Genomic DNA, 21237 nt, shown 5'->3' on the forward strand with positions numbered 1-21237 from the left:
CTTGCCCTCCGGTCCTGCCACCCTATCTGCCGCTAGCACGGCGCCAGCGTCGGCAACAATCTGCGGCGCGGCGATCGGTCGCGCGGGTCCAACGGAGCAGCTTCATGGAAATCGGCGTCATCGGTCTCGGCCATATGGGCATCGGCATTGCCCGCAACATCGCCAAGGCGGGGCACCGGCTGACCGTATGGAACCGCGATCCCGCCAAGGCCGACGCGCTGGTCGCCGAAGGCGCCGTCCGTGCCGCCAGCCCCGCCGAGGCCGCGCGGGGCGATGTGGTCGTGACCATGCTCGCCAACGACGCGGCGGTGGAAGCGGTGACCTTTGGCGAGAAGGGCATCCTGACGGCGAAGTCCCCGGCGATCCACGTCTCGATGAGCACCATCGCCCCCACTTTGGTCACCCGGCTCGATGCGGCGCATCGCGAGGCAGGCATGCGCTTCCTCTCCGCGCCGGTGTTCGGCCGGCCCGATGTCGCCGCGGCAGGCGCGCTCAACATCGTGGCGGCGGGCGATGCCGACCTCATCGCCGCCTGCCAGCCGCTGTTCGAGGCGATCGGCCAGCGCGTCTTCCCGGTCGGCGACCGCCCGGAGCAGGCGAACATCGTCAAGCTCTCGGGCAATTTCATGATCCTCGCCGCGGTCGAGAGCTTCGCCGAGGCGATGGCGCTGGGCGAGAAGAACGGCGTCGCCCCGGCCACTTTCGTCGAAGTGATGACCGAGACCTTGTTCGGCGGCCGCAGCCACCGCGTCTATGGCGAGATCCTCGCCGAGCAGCGCTTCCGCCCGGCGGGCTTCACCGCGCCGCTCGGCCTCAAGGACATGAACCTGGTCTCGGCCTTGGCCAATGACAGCCGCGTGCCGATGCCGCTGCTCGGCGTGATCCGCGACCATCTGCTCAGCGCGATGGCGCGCGAAGGCGAGGATCTCGACTGGTCCGGCCTCGCGCTGGCGGTGCGGGCGGACGCGGGGCTCTAAGGTCTCGCCCCGCTTCCAACTCCCCTCCCTGCACGGGAGGGGAGTTTGAAGGCCAATTCGGCCTAGCAATTCACCCCTCGCGGTGCACCGCAAAGGCCTGCCAGCTCTGGTTGACCGGCATCAGCTCGAGGCTGTTGATGTTCAGGTGCGGCGGCAGGGTCGCCACCCACAGGATCGTCTCGGCGATGTCCTCGGCGGTCATCGGGTTCACGCCGCCATAGAGCTTGTCGGAGACTTCCTGGCTGCCGGTGCGCACCAGGGTGAACTCGGTCTCGACCATGCCGGGCTCGATCGAAGTGACGCGCACCCCGGTGCCGTGCAGGTCGGCGCGCAGGTCGAGGCTGAGCTGGCGGACGAACGCCTTGGTCGCCGCATAGACGTTGCCGCCCGGATAGGGATATTTCGCCGCCACCGACGACAGGTTGATGATCGCGCCCTTGCGCGCGACCAGCATCGGCAGCAGCTTGTGGGTGATCGAGACGAGCGACGTCACGTTGGTGTCTATCATCGTCTTCCAGTTGGAGAGCGACGCCTCCTGCGCCGGCTCCAGCCCGAGCGCGAGCCCGGCATTGTTCACCAGCAGGTCGATCTCGCGGAAGTCCTCGGGCAGCGAATCGAGCGCCGCGTCACGCGCCGCCTCGTCGCGGATGTCGAAGGCGAGGGTACGGACAGTGTCGCGCTCCAGCGTCGCCAGCCGCTCGGCGCGCCGCCCGGTGGCGACGACGTTCCACCCGGCATCGGCAAAGGCATGGACGCAGGCCTCGCCGATCCCTGCAGTTGCGCCGGTGATGAGTGCGGTGGGCATGCCGATCCTCCAAGTCCGTCATCCCGGACGTGTTCCGGGATCCACTGTGCCGCAGGCGACAGCCTCACGGCGATGGCGGAGCCCTTGCCGCGCAGTGGACCCCGGCACAAGGCCAGGGTGACGAAATAAAGCTATCCCTTGTCGCCGCGCCACGGCTCTGCGTCTTCCTCGTCGACCGACCGCGCCTCGCCCCGATGCCAGCGCTCGCCGTCCCAGCGATCCTCACGCGAATCATATTGAACCAAGGTACCCGGCGGGCAGCCCAACTCGGCGAGCTGTTCGCGAATCAACGCGAGGCCCATCTCCAGTTCAGTCACATCGGCATCGATCATCGAATAGACGACGCGGCCGTCATCCTCGTCGTCCGCCTCGTCATATTCGCGGACCTGCCAGCCGCCGCCGGCGCTGCCGAGCCCCGACATGCGAAGCTCGGCATCGATGTACAGCGTGAAGCGCTCATGCCGCTCGAACGGATCGAGATCGCCCGGGATCTGGATCGGAGTCGAGATGTCGCCCGGATACTCGTGCAGGGCGTTGAACCCGTCGAGGAACCGATCGATCATCCCTTTATCCCCGCAGCACCGCGCCCAGCTTGGCCGCCGCGGCGACCACCTTGTCGGCGACTGCCTTCAGCTCCTCGTCGGTGAAGCTCTTCTCGCCCGGCTGGAGCGTGACTTCGATAGCGAGGCTCTTCTGCCCCTCCGGCACGCCGGTGCCGGTGAAGACGTCGAACAGCCGCGCATCGACGATCACCGCCTTGTCCGCGCCCTTGACGGTGCGGACCAGGTCGCCCGCCGCCAGCGCCACCGGCACCAGGAAGGCGAAGTCGCGCGTCACCGCCTGCAGCGCCGGCGGCGTGTATGCCGTGCGCATGAAGCCGGTGCCGCCGCGCTTGCCGGGCAACGCATCGAGATAGAGCTCGACCGCGGCGACATCGCCGTCGAGGTCGAACGCCTTGAGCACGCTCGGATGGACCATGCCGAACGCCGCGAGCACGGTCTTCGGCCCCAGGCGCAGCGTCGCCGACTGGCCCGGATGCCAGACGTCGCCCGCCTCACCCATCACCTGCAGGTTCGCCACCGGCGCGCCGGCAGCCTCGAGCAGCGCCAGCGCCTCGGCCTTGGCGTCGAACGCTGTGAAGGCCTGGGCCTTGCCGCCCTGCCAGCCGCGCGGGGTCTTCGCGCCCGCCAGCAGCACGCCGAGCGTCACGCGCTCACCGTCCGCCAGATAGCGGCGACCAAGCTCGAACAGGCGGACCGAAGTCGCGCCGCGCTTGAGGTTGCGCTCGGCAGCACCGAGCAGGCCCGGCAACAGCGACGGGCGCATGACCTTCATGTCCTCGCTGATCGGATTGGCAAGCGTCCAGGCACCACCGCCGAACGGCGCCGCCTCGGCCTCGGAGACGAAGCTCCAGGTCACCGCCTCGTTGAGCCCGCGCGCAGCAGCGTTGCGGCGCAGCTTGCGCTCAATCTTCTGCTCGGACGTCGCGGTCGGCCTGGCCACGCCCGGCACGCGCGACAGCGGCGTCGAGGGGACATTGTCGATTCCTTCGATGCGGATCACTTCCTCGACCAGGTCAGCCGGGCCGTCGACATCGCGGCGCCAGCTCGGCGCAGTGACGCGCAGCGCGTCGAAACCATCGGCCAGCTCGACCGGATCGCCATTGCCGTCGAGCGGCTGGACGGTGAAGCCCAGGCTCTCGAGGATCTCGACCTGACGCGCCGCGGGCACGGCGAGGCCGCCCAGCGTCTCGGCCAGCTTGGGATCATAGCCGGTGGTCACGCCCACCTTGGGCAGCGTGCCGGCGCGCGTCACTTCGCTCGCCTTGCCGCCGCACAGCTCGATCACCAGCCGCGTCGCGATCGCGATGCCGTCCTCGAGGAACTGCGGATCGACGCCGCGCTCGAAGCGCGAGCGGGCATCGCTGGTCAGCATCAGCTTCTGGCCGGCCCGGGCGATATGCTCGGGATCGAAATAGGCGCATTCGATCACGACATCGGTGGTGGTGTCGGACACGCCGGTGTCCTCGCCGCCCATGATGCCGCCGATATCGTGCACGCCGTTTTGGTCGGCGATCACGGTGATCGTTTCGTCGAGCGTGTAGGTCTTCTCGTTGAGCGCCAGCACCTGCTCGCCGGCCTTCGCCTTGCGCACGGTCAGCGCGCCCGAGAGCTTGGCCTTGTCATAGACGTGGAGCGGACGGCCGAGGTCGATCATCACATAGTTGGTGATGTCGACCAGCGCCGAGATCGGCCGCTGCCCGATCGCCTTCAACCGGCGCTGCATCCACTCGGGCGACGCGCCGTTGGTGACGCCGCTGACCGTCTGGCCATAATAAGCCGGGCAGCCCTCGGGCGCTTCGATCTTCACTTCCGGACCCGCGCCCTCGCCCTGCACCGGCTCGGCGTCGAGCGGCTTGAGCGTACCGAGGCCGGCTGCCGCCAGATCGCGCGCGATGCCGCGCACGCCCATGCAGTCCTGGCGGTTCGGGGTGATCGAGATGTCGAACACCGGATCGTTGAGATCGGCATAATCGGCGAACGCCGTGCCGACCGGCGCATCCGCCGGCAGCTCGATGATCCCGTCATGATCGTCGCCGAGCTCGAGCTCGCGCGTCGAGCACATCATGCCGTTCGATTCGACGCCGCGCACCGCGGCGACCTTCAGCGCCATGCCGTTCGCCGGCACCACCGCGCCCGGGGTACCGAGCACCCCGACCAGGCCCGCGCGCGCATTGGGCGCGCCGCAGACGACCTGGAGGACCTGCTCGCCGGTATCGACGGTCAGCACCTGCAGCTTGTCGGCCTGGGGATGTCGCTCGGCGGTCAGCACCTTGGCGACGCGGAAGCCGTTCAGCTTCTCGCCCGGGTTCTCCACGCCTTCCACTTCGAGGCCGACGCGGGTCAGCGCCTCCTCGATGTCGGTCAGCGAGGCACTGGTATCGAGATGCTCCTTGAGCCAGCTCAGGGTGAACTTCATGCGCCCACTCCCCCGCTCAGCGTGGGCACATCGAGCGCCGAGAAGCCATAATGCTTGAGCCAGCGCAGATCGCCGTCGAAGAAGGCGCGCAAGTCGTCCATCCCATATTTGAGCATCGCCAGCCGGTCGACGCCGGTGCCGAAGGCGAAGCCCTGCCATTCGTTCGGATCGAGGCCGCAGCTCTCGATCACCTTGCGGTGGACCATCCCGGAGCCGAGCACTTCCATCCAGCCGCCATTATCCGACTTGCGCGGATCGCCGCCGATCACGCGCTTGCCGTTCTGCCAGGTGAAGCCGACATCGACTTCGGCGCTCGGCTCGGTGAACGGGAAATAGCTCGGGCGCAGCCGCAGCACGATGTCGTCGCGCTCGAAGAAGGCCTTGAGGAAAGTCTCGAGCGTCCACTTCAGGTGGCCGAGCGTGATCCCCTTGTCGATCACCAGCCCCTCGATCTGGTGGAACATCGGCGTGTGCGTCGCATCGCTGTCCGAGCGATAGACGCGGCCCGGCGCGATGATCCGGATCGGCGGCTTGTTCGCCACCATGGTGCGGATCTGCACCGGCGAGGTGTGGGTGCGCAGCAGATATTTCTGGCTGCCGTCCGCCTCGCGCGGGAAATAGAAGGTGTCGTGCATCGCCCGCGCCGGATGCGTCTCGGGGATGTTGAGCGCGGTGAAATTATGCCAGTCGTCCTCGATCTCGGGACCGGTGGCGACCGCGAAGCCGAGATCGGCGAAGATCTCCGCCAGTTCGTCCATCACCTGGCTGACCGGATGCACCGAGCCCGCGGGCACGCTGTCGACCGGCAGTGTCATGTCGATCGTCTCGCTGGCGAGCCGCGCATCGAGCGCCGCCTTTTCCAGCGACGTCTTGCGCACCGCCAGCGCCTCGGTCACCGCCTCGCGCAGTCCGTGGATGCGCGGCCCCTGCGCCTGGCGCTCCTCGGGGCTCATTCCGCCCAGGGTCTTGAGCAGGCCGGTGATCGCCCCCTGCTTGCCGAGCGCATGCACGCGCAGCGCTTCTACGGCGTCTAGCCCTGCGGCTGCCTCGATGGAGCCGAGCAGGTCGGTGCGAAGCTGGTCAAGATCGGTGCTCATGCTCAGCCCCAAAGCAAAAGGGCGCGCCCGGCGCAATGGCCGAGCGCATTCCACCTACTTCTTGTTGGCGTTGACCAGCGCCGGAACCAGGAAGATCAGCGCCAGGCCGTGCGTGGCGACGACGAGGCCGAGGCCGAGCAGGGTCGCCACCGTGAAGAACAGCACCTGGCCGACAAGATCGAGCTTGTAGCGTCGGGCGAAGCGGACGAACTTCGCCCAATAGATGCGCCGTGCCTGGCCGAAACGGGCGGGCAGCGCATTGTTGCGCCGTGCAATCAGCGCTTCCCACGCTTCAAGCGACTGGGGCGGCAATTCCTGGAGCACGGTTGGATATTCGCTCCGCACCATCGCCAGGAATCGCTCGACCAGTGCCACCTGCGATCCGCGCGGCTTGGTGCCGCGCTGGATGAGACGGAAGGGCATCGCATAGATGCCCTTGCCGTCGTTCAGGTCATTGACCAGCTGGCAGTCCATATAGCGGCCGACCACCGCGCGAATCGCGGGATGACAGTCCCATTTCTGGTAGCGCTGAATCCAGTCGAAGCGCCGCAGCGCCGGCAACAGCAGCGCGTTGCTGCGGGGGATGCCCGACAGGATCACCTGCACCGCCCATTGCTCGACTCGCGCCGCGTGGTCGATCTGCTCCATCTCGGGGCCGTTCAGCAGCCGTTCGGCGCGCAGCCCTACTTCCGCAAAGATCGCCTCGCGCGTCTGGTCGCCGAAGATCAGGGCCTGGATCGCCTCGACATCCTCCACCCAGCCGGGGCGCGCTTCGAGTTCGGGCTTCGGCTCGGGTTCCGGGACAGACGATTCCGCGCGCGGCTCCGGTTCGGGACCATCCCCCGCCAGCGCAGGTTCCGGCACGCGCGCCGCGACTTGGGCCGCGTGCATCCGCGCCGCGTCGAATGCCTGGCGCAGCGCGATGAAGGCACCGGGATCCTGGTCCACGTCGATCGCCTTGAGCGCGCGCGCATAGGCGCGGCGGATCTCGCCATCGTCGCTGGTGCGGGCGATCCCCAACAGCCCCCAGGGAGAGGCGCTCACAGGAAGCGCTCGCCTTCGAGCAGGTCGAGCGCCGCCTCGACCTGCTGTCGCAGGTCGTCGATCGCATGCGGCTCCTGCCGTTCGAGCACCGCTTCGAAGGCCAGGATCATTTCGCCGATATGCTGCCGGCGATCGCCGAGGAAATTCTCGTAGCAGCGCTCGGCGCGCGCCAGGGTCGCGGCGTTTACCGCCTCGTCGCGCGGATGGACCTTGAGCTCGGCGAGCGCGGCCCGGCGCGCCTCGATCTCCTCGGGCGAGTCCCCGCCGTCGCCGCTGCTGATCACCACCTGGCGGGCGAGCCCGCTCATCGGCACGTTGACGTCGACCTCGAGCAGCCCGCTGGCATCGTAGCTGAAGCGTACATCGACGGCGACTTCGCCCGCCGGCCGCGGAGGTACGGGCACCTGCACCTGGCCGAGATGGACATTCTCCGAAACGTCGCGCGCCTCGCCCTGGAAGATGTTGATCTCGACCTGCTTCTGCTGGTCGATCATCGTCTGGAAGCGATGCATGCGGCTCGCGGGGACGACGGTGTTGCGCTCGATGATCGGCGCGAACACACCCGAAACCATCCGGCCGGCGGGATCGCGCATCGCGGTATCGATACCCAGCGTGAAGGGGCAGACGTCGGTAAGGCGGATCTCGTCGAGCGCCGCGTCGCGCGCCTTGAGCCCCGCCTGCACCGCGGCACCCAGCGCCACGGCATGGTCGGGATGCAGGCTGTGGTTGGGGAAGCGCCCGAACATCCGGGTGACCGCACGGCGCACCGCCGGCATGCGGGTAGCGCCGCCCACCATCACCACGTCGCTCAAGCCACCGACCGCGATGTTGCTGTCCCGCAGCGAGCGCAGCACCGGATCGCGCATCCGCTGGAGCAATGGCTCGACCGCTTCGTCGAACGCCGCGGCCGAGATCCGGTGGCCGTACGCCTGGCCTTCCCAGACGATCTCGAACGAAGCCTCCTCCGCCTCGCTCAGCGCGCGGCGGCTACGCTCCGCAGCGGCACGCAACACCTCGTGGAACAGCGATTCCTTGCCGCGCGCGGCCAGCTTCTCCTCGGGGTCGATCGCCGCGCGGGCGATCCTGGCCATCACATCGTTGAAATCCTCGCCGCCCAGCCGATTGTCGCCGGCCGATGCCCGCACCTCGATCACGCCGTCGAACACCTCGACGATCGACACGTCGAACGTGCCGCCGCCCAGGTCGAAGACCAGGAAGGGCTCGCGGTCGCCCCGCTCATGGATGCCATAGGCGAGCGCCGCCGCGGTCGGTTCGTTGACCAGCCGCTCCACCTTCAGGCCCGCCAGCTCGCCGGCGCGCCGCGTCGCCTTGCGCTGCTGGTCGTTGAAATAGGCGGGGACGGTGATCACCGCGCCGGTCACCTTCTCGCCGGTGAAGCGCTCTGCATCGGCCTTGAGGCTGGCGAGCACCAGGGCCGACAGGTCCTCGGCCGAATAGGCGCGCCGGCCCAGCGTGTAGCGCTTGCGGGTGCCCATGTGGCGCTTGAACGCGGTGGCAGTCGCCTCCGGATGGGTCGACTGGCGCTCGCGGGCCGCCAGCCCGACAAGCAGCGCCCCGTCCTTGCCCAGGCTCACCGCCGACGGCGTCAGCAGGTCGCCCAGCGCGTTTGGAATGAGCTGCGGCGCGCCGTCGCGAAAACAGGCGATGGCGCTGTTGGTCGTGCCAAGATCGATACCGACAATCATGATTCCCCCTGTGAGGGGGTTAAGCCGATGCCGTAACAAAAGAAAAGGGGCCGCGGATCGATGATCCGCAGCCCCTCTTCAATCGGGTTGCTGCTGCCTCAGGCGGCCTGGGGCAGAGCCGCCTTCGCCTGCGCGATGATGGCGGTAAAGGCTTCGCCTTCGTTCATGGCGATATCGGCCAGGACCTTCCGGTCCAGCTCGATGCCGGCGAGCTTCAGCCCGTGCATGAACTGCGAATAGGTCAGGCCCTCGGCGCGGACACCGGCGTTGATGCGCTGGATCCACAGACCACGGAAGGTCCGCTTCTTAACCTTGCGGTCGCGATAGGCGTACTGGCCGGCCTTTTCGACGGCCTGACGGGCGATGCGGATCGTGTTCTTGCGACGACCGCGATAGCCCTTTGCCTGCTCAAGAATGTTCTTGTGCTTGGCCTTGGTGGTCGTACCACGCTTAACTCGTGCCATTTTCCAGGGCCTCCCTTACTTCAGGCCGTACGGCGCCCACGCGATAACGCGGGCGGTATCGGCGTCGGCGAGCACGGAGGTGCCGCGGTTCTGGCGGATGTACTTCGCGTTGTGCGAAATCAGGCGGTGGCGCTTGCCGGCGACTCCGTGCTTCACCTTGCCAGTGGCGGTGAGCTTGAAGCGCTTCTTGACGCCGCTCTTCGTCTTGAGCTTGGGCATTTTCGTCTCCTTATGGTTCGACGATTGCGGACACGCGCGGCAGCCCATTCAGCCGGCGCATCCCTACGATCGCGGAAAGCGCGCGCCCTAGCGGAAGAGTCGGGAGAGCGCAAGATGAGTCTCGGGACTCCCCTTCCGCTTGCGGGAGGGGTCGAGGGAGGGGCTGTTATAATCAGCGTCCGAGCGAGTTATCCCCTCCCCTAACCCCTCCCGCGAGCGGAAGGGGAACGGGAACCCCATGGCGTTGCGGGGCTTTTCCTCTCCATGGCAGACCGGGACACGCCCATCACAGCCGCCGATACGGCCCCGCCGCCCGCAGGTTCCCCGGCCAAACCGATTCGCGCGCTCGGCACCCCGATCGCCAGCATCATCGCCGTCGTCGCCACGATCCTCGGCCTGCTGGTCCTCGCCTGGACGATCCTGTTCGTCACCAAGGGCCGCTTCCTCAAGCACAGCTTCGAGCGCATCGTCGCAGGGCAGACCCACCGCGAGGTGAAGATCGCCGGCGACTTCCAGCTCTATCTCGACCCGTTCAACGTGAAGTTCGTCGCCGAGCGCATGACGATCTCCAACCCGGCATGGGCCGGCAAGGGCAATTTCTTCGAGGCCCGCCGGATCGATTCGCGCATCTCCACCTGGTCGCTGATCACCGGCAACCGCCGGATCAACTGGCTGAGCCTGGAGAATGGCCAGGTCGACCTGCAATGGGACAAGGCCGGCAAGCGCAACACATGGACGTTCAGCGAGGAGAAGGGCGAGCCGCTCGACCTGCCCGCGATCCGCCGCGCGCTGCTCCAGGGCACGCTGATCCGCTATGCCGATCCGCGGATGCAGATCGAGGCCGCGATCCGCGTCCACACCGTCGAGGCCAGGGACACCCAGTTCGCCTCGACCATCTCGTTCGACGGCAGCGGCACCGCGCGCGGCACCCGCTTCGTGCTGAACGGCGCGCTGCTCACCCCCAATGCCACCGTCTCGGGCGGCAGGAACCAGCTCAAGCTCCATGCCGAGGGCGTGCGCACCCAGCTCGACGTCTCGGGCACCCTGCCCGGCGCGACCGAGATCGAGGGCGCCGACCTGCACATGGACGTGCGCGGCCAGAACCTCGCCGACATCTTCATGCTCGCCGGCATCGCCGTGCCCGACACGCGGACCTATCGCCTGCGCTCGGCGCTCACCAAGCAGGGCAATGAGTGGCGCTTCACCGGGCTGAAGGGCCGGTTCGGCGATTCGGACCTGTCCGGCAAGATGACCGTGAAGATGACGCGCCCACGCATGCTGCTCACCGCGCAGCTCGCCACCGACACGCTCGACATCGTCGATGCCGGCCCGTTCATCGGCTACAATCCCAACACGCTGGCGGCCAAAGGCGCGGCCGGCGCGATCACCCAGGTCTCGGGCACCCCGCGCATCCTGCCGGATGCCAGGCTCCGCGTGGACGCGCTCAGGAACTTCGACGCCAGGGTCCATTGGACGGTGCGCGACGTGCGCGCGCCGAGCTTCCCGGTCTCCAACATCGAGCTGGGGCTCTATCTCGACAACATGCTGCTCAAGCTCAGCCCGCTCAACTTCAGCATGGCACGCGGCACGGTCAGCTCGGACATCACCATCAACGCCCGTCGCCAGCCGGTCTTCACCGATTACGACGTGCGCCTGTCGCCCACCCCGATGGGTACCTTGCTCGCCGGCTTCGGCGTCGAGCAGAGCGGCACCAGCGGCACGATCAAGGCGCGGGTGAAGATGACTGGCTCGGGTGACAGCGTGCGCGAATCGCTGGCCAATTCGAACGGCCGCATCGCGGTGATCCTGCCGCGCGGCAGCATGTGGACGCGCAACATCCAGCTGTCCGAGATCGACATCGGCACCTTCGTCCAGAAGATGTTCGAGAAGAAGCTCAAGGAGCCGGTGCAGATCAATTGCGGGCTGGTCGGCTTCACCGTGCGCGACGGCATCGCCGCGGCAGACCCGATCCTGATCGACACGCAGAAGAACGTCGTCCTCGGCCGCGGCGGGTTCAGCTTCAGGAACGAGAGCATCGACCTGGCGATCCGCGCGGACAGCAAGAAGTTCAGCCTGTTCTCCGGCCAGTCGCCGGTCGGGCTGAACGGCTATTTCGCCCGGCCGGGCCTCGACGTGATCTCGCCCGAACTGGTGGCGCGCGCCGGCGTGGGCCTCGGCCTCGGCGTCTTCGCCAGCCCCTTCGCGGCGATCATCGCCTTCGTCGATGTCGGCGATGCCAAGGCGGCCGATTGCGGTCCGGTCCTCGAAGGCGCCCGCGCGGTTTCCCAGCGCACCAGCAAGGGCAAGCCCCGCGACGATGTCGGCCGTGGTACCACCGCCAAGTCGGAAAGCGGCAAGCGCGACAAGGACTGAGCGCCTTCGCCGGGGAGAGGATCCAGGCCTAGCGGCGCAGCCGGGCCGCTAGCCAGTCGCCGATCAGCGTCACCACCTTCGGCTCCGAAACCGCCGGCATCTTGCGCTCGGCCTTGCCCAGGTCGCCGGTCTTCGCGTCCTGGAAGATGTGGTTCATGCCGGGCACCACGATAACCGTCGCATCGCGATTGCCGCGCAGGGCCGCCTGGGCAGCCGGCATGCTCAGCGGCGTCGACACGGTCTCATCCTCGCCGGCATAGAGTGCCAGCACCGGCGCGCGAACTGCGGCGAGCGTGGCGTCGGTCGTCACGCCATACATCGAGAGCATCGCGGCATCGTCCATCACCTCGACGGCACCGCCAGCCTGTTCTGGGCTGAAGCCGGCCGCGACGAATGTCTCGATCAGCCGCCCCCGCGCGACCTCCGCCACCGCCGGCGGCGCCTTGCTCACGCGCGCGTCGAGGAAAGGGCGTGCCGCCGCGACGATCCGCGCGGTCGCATCGGGCGCCACGGCCCCCTTCGCCAGATTGCTGCGCAACCCCTCGAGAAAGGGTTCGCCCCTGGCACCGACCGGTCCCGCCAGCATCACCACCGCGGCAATACTGGGATCGCGCGCGGCCAGCGCCGGGCCGATCACCCCGCCCTGGCTCAGCCCAAACACCGCGATCCGCGTACCATCGATATCGCCGCGACGGCGCAGCCAGCCGATCACCGCGGCAGCATCGCGCTCGAGCAGCGGCAGCGTATCGAGGAATGCCCCCGTCGATTCGCCCGCGCCGCGCTTGTCATAGTCGAGCGTGGCGATACCGTCGGCGAGCAGCCGATCCTGGACCAGCGGGAAAATCCCGCGCAGCGACGGACCACTTCCGTTCAGCAGCAGCAGCACCGGAAACGGCCCGTCGCCATGCCGCATCGGCAGGCGCAGCGTCGCCGCCAGCGTAACCCCGGGCTCGGTGGGGATCGGAAAGTCCTCGGCAAGCTGCACGGGGCGAAACCCGGCAAAGGCCCGCGAGACCCGCGCCGCATCCGCAGTTCCCGGCGCGAAGAGCGCCGGCCCCAGCGCTACCTCCGTGCCCGCCTTGCCCAGTTGCACGGTCAGGCGCTGCGATCCCGCCTCGAGATCGGCAGGCGCGACGCCGGTCAGGGTGAAACGCTGCCAGCGCGTCGTCAGCCGGATCTGGCTACTGGCAAAGGCGCGATAGGGCGCCGTGCTGTCCCGCAGCGCCACCGACACCGCGATCGGGCGCGCGGCGCGGGCCCAGAAGGTCGCGCTGAGCCGCTCCCCCGCCTTGCGCGCCAGCGGCACCGGCATCCCCGCCCCGCTCGACCAGTCCTCGCCGGGCGTCGCGGGCGGCGCGACCCGGAGCGCCCCGCCACCGGGCACGCCGGCATCGCGCAGATAGCCATGCCGTGTCCCATAGACCGCCCACCGGGCGACCTCAACCGGCTCTATGTGCTGCGCGAGCGCGGGAGCGGCGAATGGCAATGAAAGCAGAAGCGCCAGAACGGCACGCAGCACGGCTTTCATCCTCGGCTCTCCCCCGCTTTCCGGGCCAGCATCCAGGACAAGGCCGAGCGCGGCAAGGGCTAACCTATCCCCTTGCACCGGTACCCCGGCACCAACCCCAGAACGACCCGCAAACCGGATTGACGCCCCCGTGGCGATGCCGGAACTTCGCCCCGCTGAAACCGGCATTGGAGGGTAACGATGGGCGCCAAATTGCTGCTCACGGCCATTGCCGGCCAGTTCCTGGTCGCCATGGCATCGGGCATACCCAAGGCGTATGCGGCACCCGCGCCGATGTGCGGAGTCGGCATCGTCGAAACCGCGATGTGCATGGATTGGTGGATGAAGCGCGCCGAGCATGATTCGCTCGTTGCCAAAGCGCGTGGAGGCGATCGCGAATCCGCCGGCACGCTTGCGCTCTTCCATTCCATGACCGGAGAAGACCGCACCTCGCACCGCTGGGCGGTCCTCGCCGCCGAGCGCGGTCATTGCCTGTGGATCGGAGCGCTTGTCTCCCGAGCCCAGGACCGAGGCGACCGCACCGCGCTGCGCAAGTGGAACGCGCGCTGGCGCTGGAACCGCTGCAAACCCGCTGCTCTTGCAAAATAGGATTCCGCCTGCTTGGCTTTCGCGGCCGGATCGCCCTCCGGCCGCTCTTTAAACTGTTGGAAATATAGGAAAGGCCGCGCGCAAGAATACTGCGAGATCGCGCGCCTTTCCGGGAAAAGTGTCAACCCAAGGCGCCGTCAAAACCCGCTTTTGGCCTGTACTTCGTGTACTTTGGCGAGTCGCGGCTCAATGCCCGTGTTGGTGATCCCCGCGACAGGCCAGCGCCTCGAGGATGTCGTCGATCCGCGCCGGATCGCCCGCCGCGATCACCTCGCCATTGCTGCCCGCGTGGAGGGGGTCACCCTGCCAGTCGCACATCCGCCCGCCGGCGCCCTCGACGATCGGCACTAGCGCGGCGAAGTCGTGCAGCTTGAGCCCCGCCTCGACCACCACGTCCATCCAGCCGCTAGCGACGCAGCCATAATTATAGCAGTCGCCGCCCAGCACCACGCTCATCACCGCGGCATCGAGATGCTCGAAGGCGTGGAGCTGGTCATCGCCGAACAGCGCCGGGCTGGTGGTGGCGAGGATCGCCTGGTTAAGCTCGCGGCAGCGGCGCGTCTCGGCGGGCTTGCCGTTGAACAGGGTCGGCCGGCCGGCGACGCCGAGCCAGCGCTCCTTCGTCACCGGCTGGTCGATGATGCCGAGCAGGGGCCAGCCCGCCTCGACCAGCGCGATCAGCGTGCCGAAGATCGGGCGGCCCGCAATGAAGGCGCGGGTGCCGTCGATCGGATCGAGCACCCAGACGCGGCCGCTGGTGCCTTCGCGCACCCCGAATTCCTCGCCCTGGATGCCGTCCATCGGCCGTTCGGCGATGATCAGCTTGCGCATCGCTTCCTCGGCGGCGCGGTCGGCCAGGGTGACCGGGGACTGGTCCTCCTTGGCCTCGAGCCCGTGCTCCGAGCGGAAATAGGGAAGGATCGCGGCGCCCGCGGCATCGGCAAGGCGTTCGGCGAGGGTGATGTCTGCGGCGGTTACTGGCATGGCGCCCGCCCTAGACTTCAGATTCTGACTCGCCAAGGTCACAAACCCCTGCCACTCCACCCGCCGATGACCTTGCGCCGCCTGCTGATCCCCGCCGCGCTGCTCGCCGCCACGCCCGCCGCGGCGCAGAGCCTGCGTGCCGTGCCCGCCCAGCCCGCCTCCGAGACCGAGGCGCTGCGCGGCGTGGACGTGTTCCTGATCAACGAAGGCGAGGTGCCGGTCACCGATGCCGGCCCGCGCCAGATCGAGATCACCGCGGTCGACGGCACCCGGCTGGTGCTGGAGCGCGCGCCGGGGCCGCCGCCCACCGTCGCCCCACACGGCTTCGCCAAGGCGCGCTACGTACCGGTCAGCGTCGCCGGCCGCGCGGTGCCGCCGTCCGAACAGCATGCCGCCGCCGACATCCCCGAGGGCGAAACGGTGGTGCAGAGCGCGACCGGCAGCTCGGCGGCATTCGCCGACCGGTTCGAGGCGCATGAGCCGATCTATGGCGCGTTCGGGCTGAAGGATGCCGGCGGCAAGCTGCAGGTGAGCTTCGCCTTCCGCCCGTTCAGCGAGAAGGCGCCGCTCAAGCTCGGCAATCTCCGCTTCGCCTATACCCAGACGATGTTCTGGGCGCTGAACCAGCCCTCCGGGCCCTTCCGCTCGACCAATTACAGCCCCGAGATCTACGCCGACGTCCCCGTCGACGAGACCACCAGGGTCGCGCTCGGCTATCGGCACGATTCGAACGGGCGCGGCGAACTCGATTCGGTCGATACCAACCGCGTCTATCTGCGTGCCGAGAAGACGTTCGACCTGGGCGGCGACTGGCATCTCGATGTCGCGCCCCAGGCCTGGTTCTATGTCGGCCAGATCCGCACCGCGCCCGATGTGAAGGACTATTTCGGCTATACCAGCCTCACCGCGGCGATCGGCCAGCGCGACGGGCTCAAGCTGTCGCTCACCGGCCGCGGCAATTTCGAGACGGGCAAGGGCGCGGCGGAATTGTTCGTCTCCTACCCCCTCGCGCGGATTGCCAAGGGCGTGGGCTTCTATATCTTCGGCCAGGCGTTCACCGGCTATGGCGAGGCACTGGACGATTATCGCAAGAACGACACCCATGCCCGGATCGGCATCGCCCTCACCCGCTGACCGGAAAGACCCCCAAGGAGCATCGCCATGCGCAAGTTTCTGATCGCAGCAGCCGTCACCACCCTGGCGCTCGGCATGCCGGCCACCGCCGCGCTGAACACCGGCCAGGTCGCCCCCGATTTCACCGCGCCCGGCGCGATGGCGGGCAAGCCGTTCACAGTGAACCTCAAGGCCGCGCTCAAGAAGGGCCCGGTCGTCCTCTATTTCTTCCCCGCCGCCTTCACCGAGGGCTGCAATGCCGAAGCCCATGCGTTCGCCGAGGCGCTGCCCGACTTCCAGAAGGCCGGCGCGAGCGTGATCGGCATGACCGCAGGCAACATCGACAAGCTCGAGGCCTTCTCCGCCGAAAAATGCGCGGGCAAGTTCGCCGTCGCCGCCGCCAGCCCGACGATCGTCAAGGGCTATGACGTGCAGCTGACCAAGCCGGACGGTACCGCCACCAAGATCACCAGCCGCACTTCCTATGTGATCGCGCCGAACGGCAAGATCATCTTCGCCCATTCGGACATGAGCCCGGCGGGACACATCCGGCTCTCGCTCGAGGCGGTCCAGAAGTACAAGGCCGCGCACAAGCACTGATATTTTCAGGACTCCGCAGGCTTTGCTCACCGGATGTTAGCAGTTGCGCCCTAATTTGCCCGGCGAGATGATCTTGAGGGACATCGTCGGGCCAATTTTGGTGAGGCAGTGAAGCACATGGTCGCGGCCAAGGCCGTCCGGGCAGCAAGCGGTTCTCAGGCCGCGCGTGACCTGTACGACCGAATCGGGGAATTTCTGGTGGACCAGCGGCTGGATCCCGATCCGGCCAACTATGCGTTCGCCTATCAGCTCCTCGCCAATCCCGACGGTCCGCTGGCCCGCGCGGTGCACGCGCTGACCGATGGCGGCGTGCGCCTCACCCGACGGGATATCGAATCCCTCGGCTGCGACGCCCCCGCCCCCGGCGCCGCGACGATTGAGAAGGCCCAGGGCCTGGTCGCCCAGACCCAGATGCAGGTCGAGGGCTTCCAGGACATGGTCACCGCAATGCGCGCGGAGACCAAGGACTTCGGCCGCGACCTCGCCGCCAGCGCCCAGGCGATGCGCAGCTCCGGCGGCGACGGCCTCGAGATCAGCCGGCTCACCGCGACGATGCTTGAGCGCGTCCGCACTGCCGAGGAGCGGCTCGAAAGCGCCAATCGCGAAGCCAGCGAGCTGCGCACCAAGCTCGAGGAAGCCCGCGACAACGCCCGCAAGGACCCGCTGACCGGCCTGCCCAACCGCCGCGCCTTCGAGGAAGCCTATGCCGCCCAGGCCGGGGCCGGCGCCAGGATCTGCATGGCGGTATGCGACGTCGACCACTTCAAGTCGGTCAACGACCGCTTCGGCCATGTCGTCGGCGACCGGGTGCTCAAGGCGCTCGGCGAGGCGCTGTCGGACACCTGCAAGGGCCATCTCGTCGCCCGCTATGGCGGCGAGGAGTTCGTCGTGCTGTTCACCGGGCTCGACCTAAAGGGCGCCCGTGAGGTGCTCGACCGTGCCCGCCTCGCCGTCTCGGCCAAGCGCTACCGGCTGCGCGAGACCGATGCGCCACTCGGCGAGATCACCTTCTCCGCCGGCCTCAGCCCGGCCCAGCAGGGCGAAGTGTTCGGCACCGTGTTCCACCGCGCCGACCAGCTCTGCTACGCCGCCAAGAATGGCGGCCGGAACTGCGTCCGCGTCGACTGACCGGAATCGGACAGTTACTGTCCGCCTTTGATTAGGAAAATACGCCATAGCTTGGCGTGAAATTTCCCAACCACACGTAACTTTCTAACGCATCCTCAGCAAAATCAAGCACTTAGAAAATTGGCACGCTCCCTGCAATTCATCTGGCATCGGCAGCCGGATGGTCCGGCAAGCCGAACGAACACAGGGAGTTACTATCATGGCCGTCCGTATCAGCTCGTTCCAGCACAGCGTTGCCGTCATCGGCGCAGTCGTCCTCAGCTATGGCATCCTGCTCTTCTCGTCCTCGGCCTTCCCGGTCATCGCATGATCGCCGGCGGACTCGACGGAAGGGAGAGGATAAGCATGACACGTAGCCTGATGATCGGTGCGGCATCCTTCGCCATCACCGCAATGACGATCGCCACGGTCGGCCTGCAGGGTTTCAGCCACTTCGGCTGAGCCCTGCCGAGCCGCCCGGCGGCGGCCACCAGCGGCGGAACTCGGCCCGCCCCGACAGGTTTCCCAAGGTATCCCAGGAGGATACCGAGATGAGCGAAACCGCCGAGATGATCCACGAAGACGCGCTGCCCGGACAGGAGTGCGCGCTCGAACCCAAGCCAGACTGGCAACCCCGCTATCCCGGCTCCGGCCGCCTCCGGGGCAAGGTCGCCGTGATCACCGGTGCCGACAGCGGCATCGGCCGCGCCGTCGCCGCGCTCTATGCGCGCGAGGGCGCCGATATCGCGATCCTCTATCTTTGCGAGCATGACGATGCGGCGAAGACGGCGAACATCGTGCACGGCGAGGGGCGCGTAGCGCTGACCCTTGCCGGCGATGTCGGCGACAAGCGCTTCTGCGATTCCGCCATCGCCCGGGTGATCGAGAAGTTCGGCCGGATCGACGTGCTGGTGAACAATGCCGGCGAGCAGCATCCGGACAAGGACATCACCGACATCACCGAGGCGCAGCTGCGCCGCACCTTCCAGACCAACATCTTCGGGATGTTCTTCCTCACGCAAGCAGCGCGCCCGCACCTGAAAAAGGGTGCGGCGATCGTCAACTGCACCTCGGTCACCATGTACCAGGGCTCGAAGGAGCTGCTCGACTATTCGAGCACCAAGGGCGCGATCACTGCCTTTACCCGCAGCCTCTCGGAGAACCTGGTCGGCGAGGGCATCCGGGTCAACGCCGTGGCGCCGGGGCCGATCTGGACGCCGCTGAACCCGATGGGCGGCGCCTCTCCCGAGAAGCTCGCGCATTTCGGGGAGAACACGCCGATGGGCCGGCCGGGCCAGCCGAACGAAGTGGCACCGGCCTTCCTGTTCCTCGCCTGCGAGGATGCCAGCTACATGTCCGGCCAGGTGCTCCATCCCAATGGCGGGACGGTGGTGAACGGCTGAGCAGGACGCTCAAAGTACACGAAGTACACGCCAAAGCGCGTTTCCCGCGCGGCGAGCGACAGGATGCTGCGCGGATAGGAAATTTTCTTTCCAACAAGTCAAAGAGCGGCCGGGACCCAGGACCCGGCCGCTCGACGGCATCATGCGAAATCCTATTTTGCAAGCTCAGGCCGTCGCCCCCGCCCCTACCGGGCCGAGCGGCGCTTCCTCGCCGCGCGAATAGGTGCCGGTGAGCAGGCCGGCGGCGATCACCCGGCCTTCCATCTCGCGCAGCACCGCGCCGCGGCCGGGATTCTCGCCCGGATCCTCGCCTTCGCTTAGCGCGAAGATCTGGAAGGCATAATTGTGCGCGCCATGCCCATTGGGCGGATCGGGCGGCAGCCAGCCTTCGACGAAGCGGCTGTTGCGACCGACATCCTCGCCCTCCGCATGGCCCTCGCCATCGGGCGCGATCTCGCCTTCCTTCAGGTCACCGCCCAGCGGCAGGCCCCAGACGATCGCATGCACCACCGGCTGGGGCGTCGGCGCATCGGCATCCTCGACGATCAGCACCAGCCGCGCCGTGCCCTCGGGCACTCCGGTCCAGAACAAGGGCGGCGACACGCCCTCGCCATCGGCGGTGAAGCGCTCGGGCAGGCGCGCGCCATTGGCGAAGGCCGGGCTGGACAGCTGGATCACGCCCTCGGCGGCAAGCTCGGGCCGGACGATCGCCAGCTTGTCCGCACCGGCGCGAAACGGGCTCAGCGCCTTGCCGAGCCAATGGGGAAGATGTTCGAGCATGGCTTTCTCCTCGGCTGCTGAACCGATGAAAGCGCGGGAGGCTCCCTCCACCCGTCATTCCCGCGAAGGCGGGGATCCAGGGTTACTTCGCGCAACGCCCTTGGCTCTGGATCCCCGCCTTCGCGGGGATGACGACAAGAAAGACGACGGGCATCGTTACAGGTCCAGCTTCTCGTAATCGGCGGGCGGCGGGATGCCTTCCATGCGCTCGCTGAGCAGCGGACGGAAGCTCGGGCGGCTCTTCATCCGGACATACCAACCCTTGGCCTGCTCATGGCTCTTCCAGTCGATCCCGCCGAGATAATCGGCGATCGAGATCTGCGCGGCGGCGGCGAGATCGGCGAGGCTCATCGTCGGGCCGGCCAGCCAGGTGCGGTGATCGAGCAGATAATCGATGTAGTCGAGATGGTTGACCGCTGCCTTCATCGCATTGCGCAGCGCCTGGCCATCGGGCGACTGCTTGTAGACGATGCGCTTGAGCATGCGTTCGTGGAGCAGGGGCGCGGTGATCTCGGCATAGAAATTGGTGTCGAACCAGATCGTCAGGCGACGGATCTCGGCGCGATCGGTGGCGGTGCCGTTGAGCATCGGCGCCTTGTTCACCGTCTCCTCGAAGAACTCGCAGATCACCGAGGAATCGATCAGCGTCACCCCGCGCTCGGTATCGGCCATCACCGGCACCTGGCCGGTGGGGTTCAGATCGAGGAACTCGTCGCGCCGCAGCCAGGGCGATTCCCGCACCGGCTCATAGCCGACGCCCTTTTCGCCCAGCAGCAGCCGGACCTTGCGCGAGAAGGGACAGAGGGGGAATTGATAAAGCTGCCACATCGGCCCGCTTTAGGACTCGGGATGCGTCCGCGTAAAGCGCCAGCCGGCAGATAGCACAACTTCCTGCGTCACCCCGGCCCTGTGCTGGGGTCCACTGCACCGCGAGCTATGCCGGCAGAGCCTCTTGTCCATTACTCGCCTCCCGGTGGACCCCGGCACAAGGCCGGGGTGACGGGATGGTTATTTGGGGTCTAGCGCGCCGCGCAGGGGCTGGAGCGCGGCGCGGAGGCGTGCGGCGGTCTCGGCGAGCGAGTCCTGCATCTGGAGCGCGCCCTCGGTCAGCTTGCCGGCGACCACCACGGCACTGCGTGCGTTCTTGTGGAAGTTGCGGTCGAAATTGGGATCGCGGCGGCGCTGGATGTCGCCCAGCGTATCCTGCTCGCGGATCGTCGGATCAAGATATTGGGCGGCGGGGCCGACGCGGGTGTCGAGCACGATGCCGGCCAGGTTGGTCAGCATCGCCGCGGCGCCTTCCTGCACCATCGGGTTGTTGAGTGCGCGGGCGAGCGCCTCGGTCTTGTCGCGGGTGCTGGGCTCGGGCTGCGGCTGCGACTGGGCGAAGGCCGGGGTGGCGGCGGCGCAGAACAGGGCGGCGGTGAGGACGAGACGCATGACTGGCTCCGGTAAAGGACTCGGATGACG

The 21237-nt window shown here is 67.7% G+C and carries 20 protein-coding genes; 7 read left to right on the plus strand and 13 right to left on the minus strand.

Features of this window, described 5'->3' with window-relative positions:
- The first annotated feature begins 104 nt into the window (after nucleotides 1-104).
- A complete protein-coding gene (locus tag J2W22_RS02325; RefSeq protein WP_307116656.1) occupies nucleotides 105-977 on the plus strand; it encodes an NAD(P)-dependent oxidoreductase in 873 nt (290 codons plus the stop codon).
- Between the two features lie 70 nt (nucleotides 978-1047).
- On the opposite strand, the gene J2W22_RS02330 is transcribed toward J2W22_RS02325, so the two are convergent.
- From J2W22_RS02330 to rpmI, 8 genes are all read right to left on the minus strand, one after another.
- Nucleotides 1048-1782 (minus strand): SDR family NAD(P)-dependent oxidoreductase, encoded by a 735-nt coding sequence (locus J2W22_RS02330; protein WP_307116657.1) that lies wholly within the window; start codon nucleotides 1780-1782, stop codon nucleotides 1048-1050.
- A 131-nt stretch (nucleotides 1783-1913) separates the two neighbouring features.
- A complete protein-coding gene (locus J2W22_RS02335) occupies nucleotides 1914-2345 on the minus strand; it encodes a hypothetical protein (RefSeq protein WP_307116658.1) in 432 nt (143 codons plus the stop codon).
- Between the two features lie 4 nt (nucleotides 2346-2349).
- Complete coding sequence (pheT, locus tag J2W22_RS02340; protein ID WP_307116659.1) at nucleotides 2350-4761, minus strand: phenylalanine--tRNA ligase subunit beta; 2412 nt, start codon at nucleotides 4759-4761, stop codon at nucleotides 2350-2352.
- On the minus strand, nucleotides 4758-5858 hold the full coding sequence (pheS, locus tag J2W22_RS02345; protein ID WP_307116660.1) for a phenylalanine--tRNA ligase subunit alpha: 1101 nt from the start codon (nucleotides 5856-5858) through the stop codon (nucleotides 4758-4760). Before pheS ends, pheT begins: the two co-directional genes overlap by 4 nt.
- Nucleotides 5859-5912: 54 nt before the next feature.
- A complete protein-coding gene (locus tag J2W22_RS02350) occupies nucleotides 5913-6902 on the minus strand; it encodes a hypothetical protein (protein WP_307116661.1) in 990 nt (329 codons plus the stop codon).
- Nucleotides 6899-8608 carry an Hsp70 family protein gene (locus tag J2W22_RS02355; RefSeq protein ID WP_307116662.1) on the minus strand — a complete coding sequence of 570 codons (1710 nt, stop codon included), beginning with the start codon at nucleotides 8606-8608 and terminating at the stop codon, nucleotides 6899-6901. Before J2W22_RS02355 ends, J2W22_RS02350 begins: the two co-directional genes overlap by 4 nt.
- Nucleotides 8609-8706: 98 nt before the next feature.
- Nucleotides 8707-9072: a 50S ribosomal protein L20 gene (gene rplT, locus J2W22_RS02360; protein ID WP_307116663.1), complete on the minus strand. Its 366-nt coding sequence runs from the start codon at nucleotides 9070-9072 to the stop codon at nucleotides 8707-8709.
- Between the two features lie 15 nt (nucleotides 9073-9087).
- On the minus strand, nucleotides 9088-9291 hold the full coding sequence (rpmI, locus tag J2W22_RS02365; RefSeq protein ID WP_056616276.1) for a 50S ribosomal protein L35: 204 nt from the start codon (nucleotides 9289-9291) through the stop codon (nucleotides 9088-9090).
- A 264-nt stretch (nucleotides 9292-9555) separates the two neighbouring features.
- On the opposite strand from rpmI, the gene J2W22_RS02370 reads away from it, so the two are divergent.
- Complete coding sequence (locus tag J2W22_RS02370) at nucleotides 9556-11664, plus strand: AsmA family protein (protein ID WP_307116664.1); 2109 nt, start codon at nucleotides 9556-9558, stop codon at nucleotides 11662-11664.
- 28 nt (nucleotides 11665-11692) lie between these two features.
- On the opposite strand, the gene J2W22_RS02375 is transcribed toward J2W22_RS02370, so the two are convergent.
- Complete coding sequence (locus tag J2W22_RS02375; RefSeq protein WP_307116665.1) at nucleotides 11693-13183, minus strand: alpha/beta hydrolase family protein; 1491 nt, start codon at nucleotides 13181-13183, stop codon at nucleotides 11693-11695.
- 189 nt (nucleotides 13184-13372) lie between these two features.
- Between J2W22_RS02375 and J2W22_RS02380 the strand changes: the two genes are divergently transcribed.
- On the plus strand, nucleotides 13373-13780 hold the full coding sequence (locus J2W22_RS02380) for a hypothetical protein (protein WP_307116666.1): 408 nt from the start codon (nucleotides 13373-13375) through the stop codon (nucleotides 13778-13780).
- A 186-nt stretch (nucleotides 13781-13966) separates the two neighbouring features.
- Here J2W22_RS02380 and hisN read toward each other — a convergent pair whose 3' ends face one another.
- Nucleotides 13967-14764, minus strand: a complete 798-nt coding sequence (hisN, locus tag J2W22_RS02385; RefSeq protein ID WP_307116667.1) for a histidinol-phosphatase — start codon at nucleotides 14762-14764, stop codon at nucleotides 13967-13969.
- A gap of 66 nt (nucleotides 14765-14830) precedes the next feature.
- Here hisN and J2W22_RS02390 point away from each other — a divergent pair, with 66 nt between their 5' ends.
- The 4 genes from J2W22_RS02390 (at nucleotide 14831) to J2W22_RS02405 (ending at nucleotide 18987) form a co-directional block, all read left to right on the plus strand.
- Nucleotides 14831-15898, plus strand: a complete 1068-nt coding sequence (locus J2W22_RS02390; protein WP_307116668.1) for a phospholipase A — start codon at nucleotides 14831-14833, stop codon at nucleotides 15896-15898.
- A 27-nt stretch (nucleotides 15899-15925) separates the two neighbouring features.
- Complete coding sequence (locus tag J2W22_RS02395) at nucleotides 15926-16477, plus strand: peroxiredoxin (RefSeq protein ID WP_307116669.1); 552 nt, start codon at nucleotides 15926-15928, stop codon at nucleotides 16475-16477.
- A gap of 198 nt (nucleotides 16478-16675) precedes the next feature.
- Nucleotides 16676-17605 carry a GGDEF domain-containing protein gene (locus J2W22_RS02400; RefSeq protein WP_307116670.1) on the plus strand — a complete coding sequence of 310 codons (930 nt, stop codon included), beginning with the start codon at nucleotides 16676-16678 and terminating at the stop codon, nucleotides 17603-17605.
- A gap of 530 nt (nucleotides 17606-18135) precedes the next feature.
- Nucleotides 18136-18987 carry an SDR family oxidoreductase gene (locus J2W22_RS02405; protein ID WP_307116671.1) on the plus strand — a complete coding sequence of 284 codons (852 nt, stop codon included), beginning with the start codon at nucleotides 18136-18138 and terminating at the stop codon, nucleotides 18985-18987.
- Nucleotides 18988-19152: 165 nt separating this feature from the next.
- On the opposite strand, the gene J2W22_RS02410 is transcribed toward J2W22_RS02405, so the two are convergent.
- From J2W22_RS02410 to J2W22_RS02420, 3 genes are all read right to left on the minus strand, one after another.
- A complete protein-coding gene (locus J2W22_RS02410; RefSeq protein WP_307116672.1) occupies nucleotides 19153-19767 on the minus strand; it encodes a YbhB/YbcL family Raf kinase inhibitor-like protein in 615 nt (204 codons plus the stop codon).
- Between the two features lie 156 nt (nucleotides 19768-19923).
- A complete protein-coding gene (locus J2W22_RS02415) occupies nucleotides 19924-20595 on the minus strand; it encodes a glutathione S-transferase family protein (protein ID WP_307116673.1) in 672 nt (223 codons plus the stop codon).
- A gap of 180 nt (nucleotides 20596-20775) precedes the next feature.
- Nucleotides 20776-21207, minus strand: coding sequence for a hypothetical protein (locus tag J2W22_RS02420; RefSeq protein ID WP_307116674.1), 432 nt, complete (start codon nucleotides 21205-21207; stop codon nucleotides 20776-20778).
- Nucleotides 21208-21237: the final 30 nt, after the last annotated feature.

This window comes from Sphingomonas kyeonggiensis, assembly GCF_030812785.1.
GTDB lineage: Bacteria > Pseudomonadota > Alphaproteobacteria > Sphingomonadales > Sphingomonadaceae > Sphingomonas > Sphingomonas kyeonggiensis_B.

Coding starts and splice junctions, on each gene's coding strand:
- J2W22_RS02325 (WP_307116656.1), top strand. CDS start 105: ATGGAAATCGGCGTCATCGGTCTCGGCCATATGGGCATCGGCATTGCC.
- J2W22_RS02330 (WP_307116657.1), bottom strand. CDS start 1,782: ATGCCCACCGCACTCATCACCGGCGCAACTGCAGGGATCGGCGAGGCC.
- J2W22_RS02335 (WP_307116658.1), bottom strand. CDS start 2,345: ATGATCGATCGGTTCCTCGACGGGTTCAACGCCCTGCACGAGTATCCG.
- pheT (WP_307116659.1), bottom strand. CDS start 4,761: ATGAAGTTCACCCTGAGCTGGCTCAAGGAGCATCTCGATACCAGTGCC.
- pheS (WP_307116660.1), bottom strand. CDS start 5,858: ATGAGCACCGATCTTGACCAGCTTCGCACCGACCTGCTCGGCTCCATC.
- J2W22_RS02355 (WP_307116662.1), bottom strand. CDS start 8,608: ATGATTGTCGGTATCGATCTTGGCACGACCAACAGCGCCATCGCCTGT.
- rplT (WP_307116663.1), bottom strand. CDS start 9,072: ATGGCACGAGTTAAGCGTGGTACGACCACCAAGGCCAAGCACAAGAAC.
- rpmI (WP_056616276.1), bottom strand. CDS start 9,291: ATGCCCAAGCTCAAGACGAAGAGCGGCGTCAAGAAGCGCTTCAAGCTC.
- J2W22_RS02370 (WP_307116664.1), top strand. CDS start 9,556: ATGGCAGACCGGGACACGCCCATCACAGCCGCCGATACGGCCCCGCCG.
- J2W22_RS02380 (WP_307116666.1), top strand. CDS start 13,373: ATGGGCGCCAAATTGCTGCTCACGGCCATTGCCGGCCAGTTCCTGGTC.
- hisN (WP_307116667.1), bottom strand. CDS start 14,764: ATGCCAGTAACCGCCGCAGACATCACCCTCGCCGAACGCCTTGCCGAT.
- J2W22_RS02390 (WP_307116668.1), top strand. CDS start 14,831: ATGACCTTGCGCCGCCTGCTGATCCCCGCCGCGCTGCTCGCCGCCACG.
- J2W22_RS02395 (WP_307116669.1), top strand. CDS start 15,926: ATGCGCAAGTTTCTGATCGCAGCAGCCGTCACCACCCTGGCGCTCGGC.
- J2W22_RS02405 (WP_307116671.1), top strand. CDS start 18,136: ATGAGCGAAACCGCCGAGATGATCCACGAAGACGCGCTGCCCGGACAG.
- J2W22_RS02410 (WP_307116672.1), bottom strand. CDS start 19,767: ATGCTCGAACATCTTCCCCATTGGCTCGGCAAGGCGCTGAGCCCGTTT.
- J2W22_RS02415 (WP_307116673.1), bottom strand. CDS start 20,595: ATGTGGCAGCTTTATCAATTCCCCCTCTGTCCCTTCTCGCGCAAGGTC.
- J2W22_RS02420 (WP_307116674.1), bottom strand. CDS start 21,207: ATGCGTCTCGTCCTCACCGCCGCCCTGTTCTGCGCCGCCGCCACCCCG.